This window comes from Neochlamydia sp. AcF65 (genome assembly GCF_018342435.1).
In the GTDB taxonomy this organism is placed as follows: Bacteria; Chlamydiota; Chlamydiia; order Chlamydiales; family Parachlamydiaceae; genus Neochlamydia.
Map to the genome: position 1 here is coordinate 23413 of NZ_JAEMUE010000042.1, position 15587 is coordinate 38999.

Below are 15587 nucleotides of genomic sequence, written 5' to 3' on the forward strand. Positions count from 1 at the left end.
TTTTACCGGATATTGATATAATTTTATGGCACCCAAGAAACCTAATCCTTCGACTGCTCGAGATTCCTTTATAAAAGAGCCTACAAAAAAACGTTTGACCATTTTGGCTCGCTTTGTAGATAGAATACGTTCAACTTTTCAAAGATTTCAAAGTAAACCCCCACAGGAGCATCCTCTGGTGGGGAGAATACAGGATCTGCAATCTAAAGCTAGCGCGGTGCTAATTCAATTACAAGCTATTAAGAATGAACTTTATAAAGAAATTGATGCAGAAGCTTTTGTTTACATTGAAGAGGTAATAGATCCGCTGATTAAGGAGGTTTCTCGTCTACATAAATCTATAGAGCAGCCACGCTCGGTTTTGCATCAAGCAAAAACTTATCAGCGTTATAACCAATGGGTAGAAAAAGCTAAGTTATGGATTCAAATTTGTTCGAAGACTACCGATAAAGAAGCTCTTTTTAAGGCTGTTATCCGCTATACGATCGATGAATTTCTTGAAGTGATAGACAGAGATGTACAAGTCATCACTGATTATCAAGAGCATATGCTAGAGGCTCTTTCGATAGATGAAGAGGAAAAGATAAATTTAGCCCAACGTCTTGATGTTCGTTTGCAATCTTATCTTCATGCTCTTAACGCCCTAAAGATAAAACCAGAAAATCTTCCCTTAAAAGAGATTGCTGTATGGAAAGCTCAAGTTGACAAGCGCCGCGAAAAATATTTCGATGCAGCTCTTCATGCAATTGATAAAATTGTGAACCAGTCATTACCTGATGACTTACATGGTGATGAAGAAAATGAAGAGTTGAAAGATGTGCTTATCCAGATTGCCTACTTAGAGAAACATATTCCTCCTTGGTATGATGAAATTAACCTAGCCGAAACGCTAACTTTTAATCAGAAAGCTGCTTTTAAATCTCAACTTGAATTATGGGAACAAAAAATCCATCGTTTAAATTTAGATCTACGTTTAACCCCTGAGCTAATTGAGCGCCTTAAAACTCTTAATGAAATCATTCATTATGCTCAGCATAAGCTGATGCCTTAAAAAGAAATACTCGTTCAGCTAATCAATCTTTTTATCTTTAAGCTTCTAAGAGTTGTTGGCTGGTAAAATTTTAAAAAATATAGTCGCCAGCAATTTCTCGCTTGCTTTGCCCATCTAATACATGAAATATGCGTAGCTTATTAAGGGTAAGGGGGGATAGTTGCCCTGAAGGGATGTAAACTATCTTTTTGCCATAGCGGCGTGCAAAGCTTTTTAATAGGGAGCGGGGTGGCTGATTGGCAACATAAACTACTAGCGATTGGACAGCATAGTCAATAGCCGCCATAAGAAGCACTTCAGCTTTAGAAGTACAATTTTGATAATCAGCGTCGGACCATATATCAAACATTCTACGGGGAGGATATGACATCATAAAACCCCCATACTGGCAACGCGAGATGCCAGGTCCGACCACATTGGCATGGAGATCAGTAGCATAAAAAGCCATATCGGATTCCTGACTATGTTCTCCTAGCCAAGTCGTGCGCCAGGGAAATTTTTCTAAGTAAAGTTCATTTTCTTTAGGGGAATCTTCATCAAATATTACTACTATTGACCCTACTCCGCCTGGAGGCTTCCCTGAAACTTTGACATACAGCTTCTTTTCATGCCAATGGCGAATCGTTTCTCTAGTATCGATCCCATCTTCTAGGCTTGAAGAAAAAGGAATGATGCGAGCAGCTTCTTCGCGCATCAGCTGAGTGCCCTTCTTCTTTAAGAAATCCCCAAATTTTTCAATCACTAGGTCTTCTGGAGGATACGAACAAATACTAAACATGGGAGGGGGTCTAAAATGAAGCTGTGCGCGATTTTTGCGTTGCTTATGAAAGGTTAAATCTTTCCTGCTTTTTTCTTTCCTATGAAAACGAATGCTTTTACTAGCTCCCCAGATATCTTCAATAGATAAATCAATTTCAGGAAGCTGATCTACGTTACGTCTATAGGGATACTCTGTTGCCAAAGCCCATACTTCATAGGCATAATTGTGATCTACACATCCTTTGGCAGCACTGATTAGCTGATATAAATCGGGTAAAAGTTGCTGATGGAGTAAGGCATAGTTGCGAGAAAATTTCATGATATTGCGCAAATTATAGCCTGGAAAACTGTTTCCTGTATTCTTAGTATAATTTATAGCGGCACCTTTAAAAAGATTATAAATGAGCTTTTGACGGTCAGGGGGAAAAGAAGAAAAAGCAAGCTCTTCTCTATTTTTTAAAGGAAAAGCATACCTGGCTTGTTCATAATTTTTAGTGATCCATCCATATTCTGCCATAACTTCTTGGGTAGATAATTCCGACAGGGTAAGTAGCTCAATATGCTCTCTTGGTGCATGCTTTAGGGGAGCAAAAGAAACTCTATCCATCAATGAAAGGATATTTTCTATGTGCGACATGCCTGCTATAAAAAGTATTCTTTCATAGCTAAAAGAGAGTTCTTTTAGGCGTCTTGCCATGAACAACTCCCGCTGTTGATCAACAGTACTTTTGATTGATTTTTCTAAGAAGAAATCCTTATATGCTTTGTAATAATTTTCTAACCCTATTTTGTGTATGGCATAAGTATCAGGCATATATTCTATATTATCAGGATAATCATCGACATCAAGGTCGATACAATAGGCAGGAATTTGAGCCTCCAGGGCACTGCGCAAACCTTCAAAAGCAGGATCGCAAGGTTCACACATATAATAGATAGGCGCATGATCTTTATTGTAGCACATCACTACACTAATATCGGGTAGACGAGAGGCGGCATGCAATAATTGTAGCTGCATAGTTTCTGCAAGTTCCACTGCAACGCAATCAGGTTGAATAGCCTCAAACGCTATACGTACCTGAGCTGCCATTTCCATCTTATAATGAAGAATGGGGACTGCAAAGACAGCTCCTTTCTGAATATAAAAGGCTTGTAGATTGTTCATAAATTTTACATGAGGTGAGTAAGTGCTTCATCGCCAAGCGTCATAAGAACGGCTTGACGTAGCAAATTATCAATATTGATTTTACTGTTTTCTAAAGTTTTTAGCCTTTTCGCAGCATAACGGGCAATATTGATGCCATCCCTAATAGTATAATTTTCAGCGTTAGTATGGGCTTTTTGTAAAAAATTAATAACATAATCAACAATATACTCATCAATAAAAGGTAGATTTTCTTTAAGAATGCGTTTTTCTTCCTCAGCTTCGGGAAAATCTAGATAGATCTGAGGTTGTAAACGGCTGTGAATATATTCCGGAATTTCAAAAGTCGAAGCATCATCGTTCATCGTAATACAGATGCGGAAGCCAGGGTCTGCCGTTACTTTAAGGCCAGCTACAATGGATTCAATATAGCGTCTTGTGTCGAGAAGGGGAGCAAGTGATGCCCATGACTTTTCACTCATGCGATTAGCTTCATCAAGAATACAGACACCCCCTCGTAGCATGGCGGTAACTAAAGCGGAAGCTACATAGCGGATTCCGCCTGCTTTATCTATCACAGGGCTAATAAGTAAATCTTCTGGACGTGTATCCATCGTGCATTGAAAAATATAAACCTCCTTATCTAGCTTTTTTGCTGCCGCATAGGCAAGGGTAGTTTTGCCGACTCCCGGCTTGCCAATTAAGCGAGGGTTTAAAGGGATATCTTTTTCATCAATTACCAACCAAGCTGCTAGAAGTTGATCCAATACATCAGTTTGACCTATCCATTGAAAGCTGAATTGGTCAGGAAATCCTAAAGCAATTTCGACTCCTTGAATAGTGATATGATTTTCGTTCTCATTGGGCCTGGAATAAGCCATATGGATCTCCTTTTTGATAAAAAGTGTATGAATATGCAGAACAAATGTAAATAGTAAAAATAAAAGTGATTAGCTTTTTGAAAGAACTAAAAAAATCAAAATAAATTTTTAAAGAAAATTTTAAAAATTGATAAAAAACGATGGCTTTTCTATAGATGAAGTTAATCTTATGTTTCTAACTAGCTGAACATTTTATAAAAAACACTCTAAAAGTTTTTATCGATCTTTCGAAACTATGCACTAGGGCTTAGCAGCTTTATGCGAGCCGTATAAAAGAGATGCTCGGGCAATATTTTCGCTAGCATAAGGGTAAAGAATCTCCATTTCTTTAACTAGTTCCTTTACCTTCTTGCGCATGGAATTTTGTCCTACAGGACAGCGGCACATAATTCTGATGAATCCATACTGTTCTGCAAAAGCACGAATCTCTTCTTCTGAAATGTAAATAAGAGGGCGTATAATCGTTATCCCATATTTTTGCATATAAATTTTGGGTAAATTTCCTGCAAATTCACCTTTATGCAACAAATTCATTAAAAAGGTCTGAATGTTATCATCCCGATGATGACCAAAAGCAATGGTAGTGGCTCCTACACTTTTGGCAGCTTCAAAAAGAAGAGATCTCCTTTCGCGAGAACAGCTGTAGCACTCAAGGGTTTCGAGTTTTTGCTTAGATTCTTTAACAATAAAATGGACGCCTAGCTGATCGCAAATAGCTTTTAAATAGGTGACATTTACGCCTGCACCGCAAGAAAATTCACCATTAACAAGGATGGCATATATATCTAATTCAGGAAAGCCCCTACCTGCTATAGCTTTTAATAAAAATAATAGCGTTAAGCTGTCTTTTCCCCCCGATAGGGCTACCGCTATCTTATTATCGCTTTCTAGCATTTGATAGTCATAAAGAGCTCGGCGAAAAGTGCTTTCTAATTTTTTACCTAAGCGGGACCAGGGCGGTTGAGCTATAGGTATAGAGATAGTCATAAAAAATTAACTTTTATTTAAAAATAATTATCAAATACTTTATAGTACCCTTAGAGGCGGAGTCAAGGCATTTCTAAAATTTACTCTAAATCTTACCAATAAGTCTAAAGGATATGGATATGACAGAAAAAGTGAGCCGTAATGATCCCTGCCCCTGCGGATCAGGAAAGAAATATAAAAATTGTTGCTGGGGAAAAAAGTATACTAAAAAGAAACTTACCGCGAAATGGTTAAATCAGCCTGCTATGCCTAATCTTATGGAACGCACTTTCGGAGATTCTATTGCTAAAACTTTTAAGCAGCAGCCGCCCCTACTCCATGTAGAAAAGGAAGTCTCTTCTGCAGAAGCCCCTTCTTTAGAGAAGACGGAATGATCTATCAAGAGCTTTTTATAGCGTAAGTTTAAGGCTTTCCTTAAGCTTGCCTATAGCCTGCTTAGAATTGTTAAGTTAAACGATTCGTGAAAAAAATACACTAACTTGTTGAGCGCAAAAAAATTAGAATATTCCATTGTTTTTTTATAAAATGACTTGCTGCTAATCATGCATTTTTGCTATAAGTTACGCATAATTAAACGCTATCTTTTAAGCGAGTATTCTGTAAGCTGACATAGCTCAATTGGTAGAGCACCCGACTTGTAATCGGACGGTTGTGGGTTCAATTCCTACTGTCAGCATCCCTCTGGGGGTGTCGCCTAGTGGCAATGGCAAGAGACTGTAAATCTCTCGACTTCGGTCTGCGTTGGTTCGAGTCCAACCGCCCCCATTCTTTTGGACGTTTCTTACCGTCCACTAGTTTTGTAAATACTTCACACGCCTTTATAGACAGGTTTTCCTATCCAATTTTACGTTCTGGAACACAGAATCTAACCGTTGGCCTTTTTCATTGACTTCAGCGCTCTTGAAAATCTCCTTAGCACAAGCGGTTAAATTCATCACCCTGTTGGCGGTTATATAAAAGTTTTAATCTGCTTGCTCATGGCTAGCCATCTTCTCAATTTATTTTCTTCAAATCTTGATTGGAATTCTTTGCAATCAATTGCAGAATAAGCTCTATTCAAAGAATCTTCTCAAGATTTGTATTCAAACTTGCTGCCATCACTCCAAGAATCATAAGAGCAGCGAAGATAAGGCTTTCCAGAAGAAAGAAAAGCTAAATTGAGCTACATACCATTCATCGGATTAATTTTTTTTTAGTGTCTCGAGAAAAGCGATAGATATTTCCGTCGCAAATCAGGGGATCTTGGAAAGGAATATTATTTTCACTCATATGTCGAAGGCAATTTGATTCATACTTATTTTTTACCTCTTTAAATTATGCGATTGAGTGATCTCCGAACATCTCTTCAGCTTTATTGCAAATGGCCTGCTCAATTGCCTTGCTTAAACAAGGCTCAGTTGGATGGGAAAGCGTGAGATTTTGTTCGCCAACTTTCCGAGTAGGATAAGTGATTCTATAGTCAGTTTCATCGCGCCTTTTGAGGACACCAATAGAGCTGATGTAGAACTGATGATCAATCTCTACGTATGCAAATGCGATCAAGCCGTTTGGGGGCTTGATTGAGAGAAGCTCCGCTTTGGTGAGGCTCATAAGGCTCCGGATGGATTACGTTTGTCTATTTGGAGAAGCAAATCAAAAAAAGCTCCAAGGCGGCAAGATTCAGTCACTGCTAAAGGTTTAACGGTAGCCTTCTTTTTTGGTGGCTTGTGAGCTTTGAATTTGTTTTGTTTCATGTCTCCATTAGACCTCTTTCGAAACTGGAATAAAATGTAAATTTTAGTAAAATGGGGACTCAACATTTAAAGGAGGCTCCATGAAATTTGATAGGATAGAGAAATTAGATGATGAACGGTTTCGCAGATTGACAGGGGTAAAGCGTAGTACTTTTGATAAGATGGTGCAAATTTTACAGGAAGCCGATACGGCCAAGAAGATTAAAGGCGGGCGTAAATATAAACTACGTTTAGAAGATATGCTGTTAATGGCCTTGGAATATATGCGCGAATATAGGACCTATTTCCATATTAGCCAAAGCTATGGAATTAGTGAAAGCTCAGCTTATAAAGCGGTGAAATGGATTGAAAATACGTTAATCAAGCATCCAGATTTTGCTTTACCGGGGCGTAAAGAGCTTTTGAAAAGCGATACGGAATATGAGGTTATTTTGATTGATGCTACAGAAACGCCTATTGAGCGCCCTAAAAAAAACAAAAGCGCTATTATTCCGGGAAAAAGAAAAAACATACCCTAAAGACCCAAGTTGTAGTCGATAAGAAAAGTAAAAAAGTAATTTGTACCTCATATGGTAATGGCAAAAAGCATGATTTTAGGCTATTCAAAGAATCCCAGGTTAAAATCAATCCACAAATAAGAGTGCTAACCGATTCAGGGTATCAAGGATTAAGAAAGCTGCATGCCCAAACTCAAATGCCTAAGAAAAAAAGTAAGAAGAATCCTTTGACTCAAGAGGATAAAAGAACAAATCAAAGTTTATCCAGAGAAAGAGTTGCCAATGAAAACGTCATTGGCCTCCTTAAGCGATTTAAAATTATAGCAGATCGCTACAGAAATAGACGTAAAAGATTTGCTCTTCGCTTCAACTTAATTGCAGCAATCTATAACTGGGAATTAAATACGTGAGTTTCGAAAGAGGTCTATTTTAAAAAATTTAGAAAAGAGGTACCGAAACCGGACAACGTCAGAATTCTTGAAAAGAACTCCGCGTGAAGGGATAGAAAAAGCCTAGCTGTTTGTCGGAAAAGTGTCGCAAAAACTGGAGAAATTCAATCCGATTAACAGAGTAGTTAAGGTATTTGTAGTGGTTAAAAGAGGAAAGAAGTTGTTTTTTTGAATTTTTGACAAAGGAAAGGTGCTATATTATTCGTCTGGCGTCAATTGGATAGTCAATTGCACCCAGTTTAGCTATAGAATCAAAAAACTTACCTTTAGAGAAGAATACTTTTTTTAATTCATTTTTGATCCCTAGCTCCCCAAGAGAATGTGAAAGAGCAGGAAAGTCGATGCAGGTATAGGAGTCCGTATTCAGCATTAATTTTAAAAGCTCATAAGGGCGCGAGGAGCGTGAAAATCTCTTCATAAAGAAGGGCTCCCTATCGTTACTTTTACTTCCCATATGAGCAATGATCCAAAACTGGTCTTCTTTATCTAAGTAAAATTCTAGGGCTGCTAAACATATTTTCCTACTAGGAATCAAGGTATCCACTCTCGAGAAAAAGACATCTCTAGCCTTACAAACGCTTAACCAGAAGTTCACCTATATCTTTCATACTTCTTTGCTCCTAAAATTCAGACTATCAAGTGCGTGTATATCTAAAATAAAAATGGTTTCTAAGGCATCAATCTCTGGAGTTTTCATAAATCCCCTAATACTTAAGGGTTTTATACAAGAAAAACCTCATAAGCCATCAGGGAATCGAAAATAAAAAATCTAGAAATTATTTTATATACCAAGCAATACTAATATCTCTTAGATCCCTTATAATTTTTTGTAAGAAAGGCCTTAAGAAGGCCTTTCTTACAAATAAAAGCTTAAAGGCCATCCGAGAGAAGTTTTTCATATCTTCTTATTAACTTCCCTTATGCCATTTGGTACTTTAGACTCTTAGCAAAGCTTGGGGTAGAGGGGCTTAAGACAGGCAAAGTAAGTGATCTAAAAAAATTTGCTTTAAATAGCAGAATTTAAAGCTTTTTTCATTATCATTTATCCTTTTCTGTCGATTAGCTTTTTACTTCATTTTCTGCCCGAGCTTGAAGATTGTAGAAGAATCGCATAAAGAAGGGGGTAAAGACTGTAGTAATGGCAATCACAATGATCATCGAAGCGTATAAATCGTTATCAAAAACTTTGCTATTTTTCCCCACCTCTGCAAAAATTAGTCCTACTTCTCCTCGAGGCACCATCGCAATACCCACCGCCCATTTGATCCATTTATTTTCTTTAAAAAGAAGAAAGCCTGAGGATAGCTTACCCACTATGGCGGCGATAAGTATAGAAATAGAGAGTAGCCAAATGAAAGTTGATCCCCAATTGATTTCGCTAAGGTTTAAAGATAAACCTATCGTGACAAAAAATAGAGGAGTAAATAGATGCACGATTGGCTTCATTTGGGTTTCTACTTTATGAGAAAACTCTTCATTAAAAGGAGAATAAGTTCCCCAAGGTAGAACAAATTGCCGAGAAAGAGCAAGACCTGCTGCAAATCCTCCTAAAAGTGCAGGAGCGCCCATCTTATGAGCTAGCCAAGCAAACAATAATATGAGAGAAACGATAGTAGTGGGAAGGAGTCCAGGAATTTCACTTTTCTTTTCATAATGTTTGATGACATTAGAAATAAATTTAGCAGCTATAGGTGCCAATATAAGAAATAAACAGATGAATACGAGTACCTTGCCAATATTTATAAAACTGATCCCCCCTCCTTGAGAAAATTCATAAAGAACAGATAACAAAATAATCCCGATGATATCGTCGATGACAGCTGCGCCAAGCACAATTTGAGCTTCATCGCTGGCTTGTCTTTTAAGATCAGTAAGTACTCGAATTGTTATTCCAATGCTAGTTGCTGTCAATGTGCTTGCAATAAATAAAGATACGAGCAGGCTTAAGTCAAATAGCTGGTAGCTGACAAGAAAGCCGAGCGTAAAAGGTATGACAACGCCTCCTACTGCCACAATAAAAGGCTTGCTACCCGTCTTTGCTAACCTTCCCATATCCGTTTCAAGTCCTACTTCAAAAAGAAGGAGAATGATTCCAATTTCTGCCAATAACTTGATCATCTCGTTAGGCTCTATTAAGTTAAAGAGGCTAGGGCCAATGAGGACGCCGGCAAAAAGTTCACCAATAACAGAGGGAATATTAAACCTAGCGAAAAATTCTCCTAATACTCTAGCCATAAATAAAATAATGACAAGCTGGAGAAAAAAGTTGTGAATTTGCATGATAATGTTTCCTTAAGGCTTGTAGATTGCGTTTTTTTAGCTTTTCGCTTAAAGGGTCAGCTTCTGAAATAGAAGTGGACCTTTTAAGTAATGTCCTAATATTGCAGCCTAGTATTTGAGAGAGTACAATAAAAATGACACCTATGCTAAATAAGTGCTTGGTTTATGTCAAACGCTTGGCTTACTCCTTTTACATTTTTGCCTTTTTTATGTCATCCAAGTTCATAAAAAAAGATAGTAATTATATTTTCTACTTGCTGCTTTAGCTTGATTGCAGCCGAGTAGAAAAGGCCTCAAAGCATGATTTCAGCAAAGACCCAACTATGTAAATATAATTTCTTTATAAGGCCCAACAGCTGGATTTATCGAGAAGGTGATGAGTAAAAATTTACAATAAGAAAAAGAATCTATCAGTTTATCTTAAAGCTTTCAAAATTTACTCCATGTTGAGCTTTTTTTTCTTCGACCGATTTTTTCTTAAAATTGTCTTTAGCTACATAATCCTAGGAATTAGGAATCAAGCTATCATGTTATAATAAAAATGTAGGGGAAGAGGCTCTCACGTCATCCTTTTGCATAAGCGCTTAGTTGCAGGCCAGGCTTGTTAACAGTGCAAAATGAAAAAGATACCCCAAAATTTACTAGGAGCTAAGGGAAGATAATGACCCTAGGGATTTACTAAGGGGCACCCAAGAAGTTTTCTTGCTGGCACCGCCCCGATTGCTTTAAATGAGGCCCCAGAGGAAATCTTCATCTTATAAAGCCGACCTATCAGCGAGCAGGATCCCCTTAGCCTTTAACTATAAGTAAAAAATGAAATCGATTAAATATTCAAAGTCTAAGAGGGACTAATAGAGGGAATGAGGCCTAGCATGAGAGAGGCCATAAAAGACAAGTGACTAGGTTGCTTACACAGCAAGCTTGGAAAAATTGCGAACAACCTGTCGAGCAAATTTTTAAATTATTAACGAGACATATGCTTTTGACAGTTAATCAATAGATGTGTTAAAAAGGTATTGATTTATATCGTTCGTTTAATCCTATAACTGATTTTAAGGAGGTATAAAATGTCTTTTAATCTATTCCCTTCCATTTTCAATCGTGACCCCTTATTCCGTTTTCCAAAAAATCTTACGCGAGAGCTTGAGCAATTTTATGGTGAGGAAAGAGATCAAGACCTTACCATTTATGAGGACAAAAATAACAACATTGTCGTAGAAGCCGCTATGCCTGGTTTAAATCCGGAAGACATTGAAATTAATTTGAATAAAGGTGTTCTGTGGATTAAAGGCGAAAAAAAAGAAGAAGAAAGTGATAGGGATAAAAAATTTTATAGAAGGTCCATGCGTTCATTTTCTTATAGCGTAGCTCTTCCCGACCAAGTTAATGATCGTGAAGAACCTCAAGCCTCTTATAGAAATGGTGTTTTGCAGGTTAGCTTTCAAAAAGCGAAGTCTTCGGAAGCTAAGCGAATCTCTATTAAAAGCGAAAAATAAATAACAATGAGGGGGGAGGTAAAAACATATTACCTTCTACCCCACCGAAATCTTAAAATAAAGCTAATGGAGCAGGCTGAGTAATTTTAAGCATACTCAGCTTCTCCTAGAATGATTTCATTTCTCCAATTGGCTTTTTTCTTCATGAAAAAGCATTTTAAGTCCCTTTTCTGTAAAAAAGATGGCGCGATAGGAAGAAAAATCTGTGAATTGGCTGTCAGATTCAGCTAAAATCTACTTTTATCTCAAGTAAGATAAAAATCTTTATACCTGATTCTTACTTCTTGCTGGTTTTCATCCACTTCAAGCTTAAAATGGCAAGCGAACATTAATTAAAGCTCACCTGCTCCGAATATACTTATAAAGCTCGTCTGCTGCCGCTTTATCTGGAAATGACTGTTTAGCTGTAGGGGGTGGGGGTGACCCATAAAACCCACCATAAAAGCCAGGAGGATTAGAAGAGGGAGCATTGCTGGGATTAGCAGAAGGGTCTGCCGTGTTATTATAATTTTGATCGGCAGATGGAGGTATATAAGCTTGCGATTTCTTAGAAGTGGGTGGAGGATATTGCGAAGGAGTAGGCTTGCCTTGATCACTAGGATCAGCCTGAAGAGGTAATAAAATTCCCCATAAAATGAAAAGATAAAAACCCCAGCAACGATTAAAGCTTATATTCATAAGACCTCTTTAAAAAAATTATGAGTGTTAACCTCAAAATAACTTAAAATTTATTTTATCTACACATAAATATCATTAGCAGCTTTTTAGGCCCATTTAAATTTTTTATGCAACCTCTTAAACCTGCATACAATAGAAAGAATAGGAGAGGCTCGCGGATAGGATGCTTTTTCATCCAAGAATCCTTTTTTATTGGCTTGCTGGAAAATAAAAATTATTCTTTTTATTTATCTTCCTTAAGTTGCCTTTAAGAAAGCTTACCCAGCAAGCTCTTCTTTAAGTTTTATCCTTTAAGTTAACTTTGAAAAATAAGCTGTAAGAAGTTTTTTTATTCGTTTTTTTTTGTTGCATGTCAGATTGATTGGAAATTTAATTATTTTTATCAAGCCCTTATAGATAAACGAGAGCAAACTTGTAACTCTTTTATATGAAGATTATAGCAACTAAAAGGCTTTTTATTTGGGGATCTTAAGGTGGGTAAGGCCGAGAAATAAATTGTGAAGATAATCATTCATAGGCTATGAATGAAAGCCTAGCAAAGAGTAGAAAAAGGTTTTTTTATGAAAGTCTTACCTTTAACTTGTCTTAATCATTTAATTAAAGATAAAAAAAACCAAGAATTGCAGGAAAGTTTAAAATCTCTTTCAGGGTTTGAAATAGCCGATCTGATAGAAAAAAAAACTATGTCCGATCGGTTATTTGTGTTTACTTTGCTATCTCCTCAACAAGCAGCTGAAACGTTTGATTACCTTTCCGATAAGCATAAAAAGCAAATTTTGCGCTCCTTATCTTCCACGCAAGTTGCGAGCATGCTAACAGCAATGCGATCTGACGATCGTACCGCTCTTTTAGAAGAACTACCTCAGCAGGTAGTGGAAGATTATTTAAAACTTTTGCCCGCCGAGCAACGCCTTGAAACTTTAACCTTGTTAGGCTATCCAGAAGATAGCGTAGGACGGCTGATCACTACGGATTATATAGCAGTCAAGATGAATTGGAGTATAGAGCAGGTTTTTGATTATATTCGCGAGTATGGAAGAGATAGTGAAACGATTGATGTTATCTATGTGGTGGATGATGCAGGCATCTTGATTGACGATTTAAGGCTTAAAGAGATACTTTTCCACCCTAAAGAGTATAAAATTGCTCAAATCACGGATCAAAAGTTTTTAGCTTTATCCGTTCATGAGGCGGCTGAAGAGGCCATTAATATATTTAAAGAATATAATCGCGTGGCTTTACCCGTTGTAAATGATGAAGGAGCTTTACTAGGCATTGTCACCATTGATGATATTTTGCGATTAGCTTCTGAAGAGAATACTAACGAAGTCCATAAAATTGGAGGAAGCGATGCTCTCGATGAGCCTTACCTGGAGACGCCTTTTTTTGAATTGATAAAAAAAAGAGCGCGCTGGTTGGTCATATTATTTGTAGGCGAAATGTTTACAGCTACAGCCATGAGTTTCTTCGAAAATCAAATTTCAAGAGCCGTCGTTTTAGCTTTATTTCTTCCTTTGATAATTTCCAGCGGGGGAAATGCTGGCTCGCAATCTTCTACCCTTATTATTCGCGCAATGGCTTTAGGTGAAGTAAAGCTTAAAGATTGGTGGAATATTATGCGGGGAGAATTTCTTTTAGGCGCCTCCCTAGGCTTAGTATTAGGAGTGGTAGGCTTTATTCGGGTTTCGCTATGGGGAACTTTAGGGCATGTATATGGTGAACATTGGTTTTTAATGGCTGTGACTATCTTTTTTTCTTTAATAGGCGTTGTTTTGTGGGGATCCCTTTCAGGAGCTATGTTGCCTTTTGTTTTACGCCGTCTAGGATTTGATCCCGCTACCTCTTCAGCTCCCTTAGTGGCTACCATTGTAGATGTAGTAGGAATTATCATCTATTTTACCTTGGCGATGGTAATACTTAAAGGCTCATTATTATGAATAATTTTAAAGAGAATGAGTTTAAGCCTCTTTTAGAGCGTTTTTTCTGATTTTCTAATCTGTTAATTTGTTTTTTGAAAAAGCATTTGTTTAACCAAGGAAGCAACATTTACTGTAGACAAAAATTACTTTAAGATAGATTGTATATCTCATACAGCCTAATTGATAAACTTAAAAATTAAGAGAAAATATTTTAAAGGTTAAAGCACGGGAAAAAACCTTAATTAAATAAGGACTTTAATAACAAAAGAGCTGTGCCGACACAACTATACTTTTATAAATTTAAAAGAATAAGTGAGTAAAGTGCTAAAAGCTGAAGTAATATAGCTTGAGGCTTTACTCTAAAGAGTTTTTGTTAGTTTATTTTTTTATTGAAGCGTTCCCTATCCTGCCATTTCCTGATACTAAAGTTAGGGCTAAAAATGGCGTTCGATAGGTAACAGTGTGCCCTGTTGTTAATTTGATCTTGCGAGGAAAATTTTTATTCTACTGGGTGTGTTTTTAGATAATGCCACCACGTTAGATTGAAATTAAGATTTGTATATAAGTTTCTATTCATAAATTTATGGTTAACTTTTAGGAGGTCTCTATGAAAAAGATTTTTTTAATGATGCTGTTATCTTTAGCTTTTATTTCTTGTGGTGGCAAAGATAAATCTGTCCCTTCTTCCTCCAAAGGGGAGCAGTCAGATTATTTAAGAGAAAAAGCTGATCGCCATGCAGTAGAAAAAACTCCATTAGATCAATCGGAAAGTGAAGCAGATCGTACCATTACCCAAAAAATTCGTCAGGCTATAGTGAAAGATGATTCTTTGTCTATGAATGCAAAGAATATTAGAATTATCACAATTGATGGAGTGGTAACTTTACGAGGCCCTATTGCCACTTTAGAAGAAAGGGAAATTATTATTGGAAAAACCAAAGAGATTCCTGGAATAAAAAAAATAGAAAATCAACTAGAAATAACCGGAAAAAAATATTAATTTATGGAGGCTGTTATGAAAAAAGTAGTTTTTGGCTTAGCTAGCAATGAAGCTCAGGCTCAACAAATTGTATCACAACTTTTATCTGCCGGATTTCATAATAAGGATATTTCTATCCTTTCTCCTGATCAAAATCAGCCGACAGCTACATCCAATAGGTATGGTGAAGGTAGGGAGGGAGACTTGGCAAGAACGGCTGATAAAGATATCCCTTCTAGCAGCACGGGTTCCAAAGCTTCTGAAATGGGAGCAGTAGGAGCTGCGGCAGGTGGTGTGCTTGGTGGTTCTTTAGGATTGCTGGCTGGAATCGGCACTCTAGCTATCCCCGGACTAGGCGCTCTTATTGCTGCTGGCCCGATTATGGCTGCTTTAAGTGGTTCGGCTGTAGGAGGAGGCTTAGGCCTTTTGGTAGGAGCTATTGTGGGTGCAGGAATTCCAGAAAATGAAGCAAAAAGATATGAAGCTGGCTTAAAGGCTGGCAATATTTTAATCAGTGCTCAGACTGATACCCGCGAAGAATTGAATCGTGCTTACGAGATCATGAAAAATGAAGGAGCTAAAGATATCTCTACCACAAACGAGACATCGGAAAGCAAACTTTAAAAATCGATCTTCAGGGGTGCTTTAATACACCCCTGAGTAGTTTTTTTCTTAAAAATTAGGATAGCAAAGTAAAAGTTACTAAAGACCTTATTAAAAGGCAGATTATTGTG

The 15587-nt window shown here is 37.3% G+C and carries 14 protein-coding genes, 2 tRNA genes and 1 pseudogene; 9 read left to right on the plus strand and 8 right to left on the minus strand.

Features of this window, described 5'->3' with window-relative positions; genetic code table 11:
* Positions 1-25: 25 nt before the first annotated feature.
* On the plus strand, positions 26-1051 hold the full coding sequence (locus NEOC65_RS04925; protein WP_213155952.1) for a hypothetical protein: 1026 nt from the start codon (positions 26-28) through the stop codon (positions 1049-1051).
* 70 nt (positions 1052-1121) lie between these two features.
* On the opposite strand, the gene NEOC65_RS04930 is transcribed toward NEOC65_RS04925, so the two are convergent.
* From NEOC65_RS04930 to NEOC65_RS04940, 3 genes are all read right to left on the minus strand, one after another.
* Complete coding sequence (locus NEOC65_RS04930) at positions 1122-2975, minus strand: hypothetical protein (RefSeq protein WP_213155953.1); 1854 nt, start codon at positions 2973-2975, stop codon at positions 1122-1124.
* A gap of 5 nt (positions 2976-2980) precedes the next feature.
* The gene (locus tag NEOC65_RS04935; protein WP_213155954.1) at positions 2981-3835 is read right to left on the minus strand and encodes an AAA family ATPase; all 855 of its coding nucleotides are present in this window, start codon (positions 3833-3835) and stop codon (positions 2981-2983) included.
* A 240-nt stretch (positions 3836-4075) separates the two neighbouring features.
* Positions 4076-4822, minus strand: coding sequence for a tRNA lysidine(34) synthetase (locus tag NEOC65_RS04940; RefSeq protein ID WP_249270161.1), 747 nt, complete (start codon positions 4820-4822; stop codon positions 4076-4078).
* Positions 4823-4926: 104 nt separating this feature from the next.
* Here NEOC65_RS04940 and NEOC65_RS09965 point away from each other — a divergent pair.
* From NEOC65_RS09965 to NEOC65_RS04955, 3 genes and pseudogenes are all read left to right on the plus strand, one after another.
* Positions 4927-5046: pseudogene (locus NEOC65_RS09965) on the plus strand (SEC-C metal-binding domain-containing protein); the annotation flags it as partial.
* Between the two features lie 379 nt (positions 5047-5425).
* Positions 5426-5498, plus strand: a tRNA-Thr gene (locus NEOC65_RS04950).
* Positions 5499-5505: 7 nt separating this feature from the next.
* A tRNA-Tyr gene (locus NEOC65_RS04955) sits at positions 5506-5587 on the plus strand.
* A 549-nt stretch (positions 5588-6136) separates the two neighbouring features.
* On the opposite strand, the gene NEOC65_RS04960 is transcribed toward NEOC65_RS04955, so the two are convergent.
* Both NEOC65_RS04960 and NEOC65_RS04965 read right to left on the minus strand, forming a co-directional pair.
* A complete protein-coding gene (locus NEOC65_RS04960; RefSeq protein WP_213155955.1) occupies positions 6137-6412 on the minus strand; it encodes a septation protein SpoVG family protein in 276 nt (91 codons plus the stop codon).
* The gene (locus tag NEOC65_RS04965) at positions 6409-6555 is read right to left on the minus strand and encodes a hypothetical protein (protein WP_166154690.1); all 147 of its coding nucleotides are present in this window, start codon (positions 6553-6555) and stop codon (positions 6409-6411) included. The genes NEOC65_RS04960 and NEOC65_RS04965 overlap by 4 nt, the downstream gene beginning before the upstream one ends.
* Before the next feature lie 80 nt (positions 6556-6635).
* On the opposite strand from NEOC65_RS04965, the gene NEOC65_RS04970 reads away from it, so the two are divergent.
* A protein-coding gene (locus NEOC65_RS04970) for an IS5 family transposase (RefSeq protein WP_249299070.1) occupies positions 6636-7462 on the plus strand; the annotation gives its coding sequence in 2 pieces (ribosomal slippage) (positions 6636-7023 and positions 7023-7462; 828 coding nt in all).
* Positions 7463-7694: 232 nt separating this feature from the next.
* On the opposite strand, the gene NEOC65_RS04975 is transcribed toward NEOC65_RS04970, so the two are convergent.
* Positions 7695-7919, minus strand: coding sequence for a hypothetical protein (locus NEOC65_RS04975; protein ID WP_213155956.1), 225 nt, complete (start codon positions 7917-7919; stop codon positions 7695-7697).
* 641 nt (positions 7920-8560) lie between these two features.
* Entirely contained in the window at positions 8561-9781 is a 1221-nt protein-coding gene (locus NEOC65_RS04980) for a cation:proton antiporter (protein WP_213155957.1), read from the minus strand.
* A gap of 1067 nt (positions 9782-10848) precedes the next feature.
* On the opposite strand from NEOC65_RS04980, the gene NEOC65_RS04985 reads away from it, so the two are divergent.
* Positions 10849-11277 carry an Hsp20/alpha crystallin family protein gene (locus NEOC65_RS04985; protein WP_213155958.1) on the plus strand — a complete coding sequence of 143 codons (429 nt, stop codon included), beginning with the start codon at positions 10849-10851 and terminating at the stop codon, positions 11275-11277.
* Between the two features lie 339 nt (positions 11278-11616).
* Here the strand turns inward: NEOC65_RS04985 and NEOC65_RS04990 are convergent, their stop codons facing one another.
* Positions 11617-11955: a hypothetical protein gene (locus NEOC65_RS04990; RefSeq protein ID WP_213155959.1), complete on the minus strand. Its 339-nt coding sequence runs from the start codon at positions 11953-11955 to the stop codon at positions 11617-11619.
* A gap of 560 nt (positions 11956-12515) precedes the next feature.
* On the opposite strand from NEOC65_RS04990, the gene mgtE reads away from it, so the two are divergent.
* The 3 genes from mgtE (at position 12516) to NEOC65_RS05005 (ending at position 15477) form a co-directional block, all read left to right on the plus strand.
* Positions 12516-13892 (plus strand): magnesium transporter, encoded by a 1377-nt coding sequence (mgtE, locus tag NEOC65_RS04995; protein ID WP_213155960.1) that lies wholly within the window; start codon positions 12516-12518, stop codon positions 13890-13892.
* 589 nt (positions 13893-14481) lie between these two features.
* Positions 14482-14874, plus strand: a complete 393-nt coding sequence (locus tag NEOC65_RS05000) for a BON domain-containing protein (protein WP_213151740.1) — start codon at positions 14482-14484, stop codon at positions 14872-14874.
* Positions 14875-14889: 15 nt separating this feature from the next.
* The gene (locus tag NEOC65_RS05005) at positions 14890-15477 is read left to right on the plus strand and encodes a hypothetical protein (RefSeq protein ID WP_213155961.1); all 588 of its coding nucleotides are present in this window, start codon (positions 14890-14892) and stop codon (positions 15475-15477) included.
* Positions 15478-15587 lie beyond the last annotated feature (110 nt).